Annotated in this window: 2 protein-coding genes; one reads left to right on the top strand and one right to left on the bottom strand. The window is 67.5% G+C overall.

What is annotated here, in order from left to right; genetic code table 11:
- Nucleotides 1–132: 132 nt before the first annotated feature.
- On the bottom strand, nt 133–2,340 hold the full coding sequence (locus tag GX015_RS08055) for a malate synthase G (protein WP_291344210.1): 2,208 nt from the start codon (nt 2,338–2,340) through the stop codon (nt 133–135).
- Between the two features lie 865 nt (nt 2,341–3,205).
- Between GX015_RS08055 and aceA the strand changes: the two genes are divergently transcribed.
- Entirely contained in the window at nt 3,206–4,501 is a 1,296-nt protein-coding gene (gene aceA / locus GX015_RS08050) for an isocitrate lyase (protein ID WP_102212097.1), read from the top strand.
- The last annotated feature ends 243 nt before the right edge of the window (nt 4,502–4,744 follow it).

Below are 4,744 nucleotides of genomic sequence, written 5' to 3'. Positions count from 1 at the left end.
GGCGGCCGGAGCGGCGGCCGCGGTCGGGATCAACCCCGGCGCGGCGCTCGCCCGACGCCGGCCTGGACTGGCCCGGCGCCGACCTGGCCTGGCCCTGGCCTGGCCCTGGTCTAGTCCTGGTCTGGCCCTGGTCTAGCCCTGGTCGATGCCGTGGCGGGCCTTGAAGTCCAGGCGGGCGCGGTGCAGGATCGGCTCGGTGTAGCCGGACGGCTGCTTGGTGCCCTCCAGGATCAGCTCCTTGGCGGCCTGGAAGCCGATGGACTGGTCGAAGTCCTTGGCCATCGGCAGGTAGGCGTCGTCGCCTTCGTTCTGGCGGTCGACGACCTCGGCCATGCGGTGGAGCGAATCGATGATCTGCTCCTCCGACACGACGCCGTGCAGCAGCCAGTTGGCCAGCGTCTGCGAGGAGATGCGCAGCGTGGCGCGGTCCTCCATGAGGTCGACGTCGTTGATGTCGGGGACCTTGGAGCAGCCGACGCCCTGCTCGACCCAGCGGATGACGTAGCCGAGGATCGACTGGCAGTTGTTGTCCAGCTCGTTCTGCTTCTCCTCGTCCGACCAGTCGGCGCCCGGCTCGCCCGGCTTGGCGGCGGCGACCGGGATGGTCAGCAGGTCCTTGCGGGTGTCGCGGCGGCCGTCGGTGATCAGCTTGTCCTGGACCTCGAACACGTCGACCTGGTGGTAGTGCGTGGCGTGGAGGACGGCGCCGGTCGGCGACGGCACCCACGCGGTGGAGGCGCCCTGCTTCGGCTGGCCGATCTTCTGCTCGAGCAGCTCGGCCATCAGCTCGGTCATGGCCCACATGCCCTTGCCGATCTGCGCCTTGCCCTGCAGGCCGTGCGCCAGGCCGGCGTCGACGTTGTTGTCCTCGTACGCGAGCATCCACGGCGCGGTCTTCTGCGCGGCCTTGCGGAACATCGGTCCCGCCTGGATGGAGGTGTGGATCTCGTCGCCGGTGCGGTCCATGAAGCCGGTGTTGATGAACACCACGCGCTCCGAGACCTCCTTGATGGCGGCGTCGAGGTTCACCGAGGTGCGGCGCTCCTCGTCCATGAGGCCCACCTTCATGGTGTTGCGGTCCAGGCCGAGGAGGTCCTCGACGGCCGCGAACAGCTCGTTGGTGAAGGCGGACTCCTCCGGGCCGTGCTGCTTCGGCTTCACGATGTAGATGGAGCCGGTGCGGGAGTTCTTGCGGGCGTTGTTCTGGTCCATGCCGGGGATGGCGCAGATCGGGGTGATGACCGCGTCCATGATGCCCTCGTGGATCTCCTCGCCGTTGCGGTCGAGGATCGCGGGGTTGCGCATCAGGTGGCCGACGTTGCGGACCAGGTTGAGGGAGCGGCCGTGCAGCTTCTGCTCGTTGCCCTCGAGGTCGGTGTAGGTGCGGTCGTCGTTGATGGCGCGCTTGGCGGGCTTGCCGCCCTTGGTGATGTCGATCTCGAGGTCGCCCACGTTGAGGCCGAGCCAGTTGGTGTAGCCCAGGACCTTGTCGGCGGCGTCGACGGCGGCGACGGAATCCTCGAGGTCCATGATGTTGGTGACCGCGGCCTCCAGGATGATGTCCTTGACGCCGGCCTTGTCGGTCTTGCCGATCGGCGACTCCGGATCGATGAGGATCTGGATGTGCAGGCCGTTGTGCTTGAGGTAGATGGAGTCCGGGTCGCCGATCTCGCCGGTGTAGCCGACCAGGACCTCGGGCTCGCGCAGGCCGACCTGGTTGCCGTCGATGGTGGCCACGAGGCGGCCGTCGACGATGTCGTAGGAGGTGACGTCGGCGTGGCTGCCCTCGAGCAGCGGGACGCCCTTGTCCAGGAAGTCGCGGCCCCAGGCGATGACGCGGTCGCCGCGCACCTTGTTGTAGCCCTTGCCGTCCTTCTCGGCGCCCCCCTCTTCGGAGATGGCGTTGGTGCCGTAGAGGGCGTCGTAGAGCGAGCCCCAGCGCGCGTTGGCGGCGTTGATGGCGAAGCGGGCGTTGAGCACCGGCACGACGAGCTGCGGGCCGGCGGTGCTGGTGATCTCGGTGTCCACGTTGGCGGTGGTCACCTCGTACTCGCCCGGATCCTCGACGAGGTAGCCGATCTCCTTCAGGAAGGCGACGTAGGCGTCCATGTCCTGCTCGCCCGGGTTCTCGCGGTACCAGTCGTCGAGCTTGGCCTGCAGCTCGTCGCGCTTGGCCAGCAGCTCGACGTTGCGCGGGGTGTACTTCTCGACGATGTCGCCGAAGCCCTGCCAGAAGGCGTCCTTGTCCTCGATGCCGGCGGCGGGAAGGGCGGTGTCGTTGACGAAATCGTAGAGAACCTTGGCGACCTGCAGGCCGCCGGCGGTGATGCGCTCGGTCATTGCTCTCCTTAAGTAAGGGTTCGTTGTCACGCTCGGTGTCACGCTCGCTGCGCGTCCCATGCGGGGCGCGTCGCGGGATGGGGCCGGGGGTGGTGGCGGGGGTTGTTGCTTGGCGACGGCCCGTCGTCCGCGTCGGGGCGCGGCACCCGGGTTCCGCCGTGCGGACCCGCCGGGCGCGATGCACCGGCCGCCATCCGTTGGCGATGGGACAACCATATGTGATGCGCGTCTCGCGCGGCACCGTTCCGCGATCGTCGCCATGACCGGTGTCCACCGCCTCCCCCTGCACGGCGGCCCCTGCCCGACGCCCGACCACCCCCGCGTGGGCGCAAAACGGGGATCCACCCGTTCGGGTTGCCGGAATACGCCCTGACCACGCAATCTCCACTACACCCGGGGCACCCCCGAACGCCGTAAGCCAGGCGCCGTCGGAGGCACGGCGGACACCTTGACCGCCAGTGACTCACGCCACCCCAAAGCGGGGGGTGATCTTCACCTGCTTGTCACGACGGACGCGAATAACACCGTCGCCATGCACCATCACCAGCACATAAGTGCCGAGGGCGCGTCACATCACACTCTTTGCATTCTTCGCAACTTTGCGGGAAAAAAGCACTTAAATTTACAACCCAGTTTCCTTGACGGAACGCACCGCGTCCCCCATGATGTGAACCACGGCACGCGAAAGCGGGCAGTCACCGGAACCGTTCGTTGGGTGTTTTCCGCACCCGGCGACGCGAATCCACGGGAGACGTCTGCCTACGCCGTGTAACCCCACAATCCCGGATGCCGTATGGCGCGATGATTCATCGAGCGCCGCACCCGGCCCGGATCCCGAAGTCCTAGTTAAGGAAGTGACCCGGATATGTCGAACGTCGGCAAGGCCCGTACCGCCCAGGAAATCCAGAAGGATTGGGACGAGAACCCCCGCTGGAAGGGCATCAAGCGCGAGTACACCGCCGAGCAGGTCGAGGAGCTGCAGGGCACCGTCGTCGAGGAGAACACCCTCGCCCGCCGTGGCGCCGAGATCCTGTGGGAGGGCGTCAACGTCGACGACGACTCCTACATCAACTCCCTCGGCGCCCTGACCGGCAACATGGCCGTCCAGCAGGCCCGCGCCGGCCTGAAGGCCGTCTACCTCTCGGGTTGGCAGGTCGCCGGCGACGCGAACCTCTCCGGCCACACCTACCCGGACCAGTCCCTGTACCCGGCCAACTCCGTGCCGGCCGTGGTCCGCCGCATCAACAACGCCCTGCTCCGCGCCGACGAGATCGCGCGCATCGAGGGCGACACCTCCGTCGACAACTGGCTGCTGCCGATCGTCGCGGACGGCGAGGCCGGCTTCGGCGGCGCGCTGAACGTGTACGAGCTGCAGAAGGGCATGATCCAGGCCGGTGCCGCGGGCACCCACTGGGAGGACCAGCTGGCCTCCGAGAAGAAGTGCGGCCACCTCGGTGGCAAGGTGCTGATCCCGACCCAGCAGCACATCCGCACCCTGACCTCGGCCCGTCTCGCGGCCGACGTCGCCAACACCCCGACCGTCATCATCGCGCGCACCGACGCCGAGGCGGCCACCCTGATCACCTCCGACGTCGACGAGCGCGATCAGAAGTTCATCGAGGGCGACCGCACCGCCGAGGGCTACTACCGCGTCAAGAACGGCCTGGAGCCCTGCATCGAGCGCGCCAAGTCCTACGCCCCGTACTCTGACCTGATCTGGATGGAGACCGGCACCCCGGACCTGGAGCTCGCCAAGAAGTTCGCCGAGGGCGTCCGCGAGGAGTTCCCGGACCAGCTGCTGGCCTACAACTGCTCCCCGTCCTTCAACTGGTCGGCGCACCTCGAGGCCGACGAGATCGCCAAGTTCCAGAAGGAGCTGGGCAAGATGGGCTTCAAGTTCCAGTTCATCACCCTGGCCGGCTTCCACGCCCTGAACTACGGCATGTTCGACCTGGCCCACGGCTACGCCCGCGAGGGCATGCCGGCCTTCGTCGACCTGCAGAACCGCGAGTTCAAGGCCGCCGAGGAGCGTGGCTTCACCGCCGTCAAGCACCAGCGCGAGGTCGGCGCCGGCTACTTCGACCGCATCGCCACCACGGTCGACCCCAACTCCTCCACGACCGCCCTGAAGGGCTCCACCGAGGAGGGCCAGTTCCACTAAGCCGCATCGCCGGACCCGTCGCTTGACGACGGACCGATGACACGGTTTGGAACGGCGAGGCGGCTCAGAAGGGCCGTCACGTGGCCACCGCGAAATGACCGCCCGGGTTTTCACCCGGGCGGTTTTTCCGTGTCCGCACGTCGTGCGATGATGGCGTCCGCCACGATGCCCGCGCCGCGGACGAATCGCCCCGAATTGGCAGAGTTAGCCAATTTCGACCGAGGTTTTGCCAGGGCTGCTAAT

Source organism: Corynebacterium sp., from assembly GCF_012837295.1.
GTDB lineage: Bacteria > Actinomycetota > Actinomycetes > Mycobacteriales > Mycobacteriaceae > Corynebacterium.
This window is presented reverse-complemented; position numbering and strand designations above follow the sequence as displayed.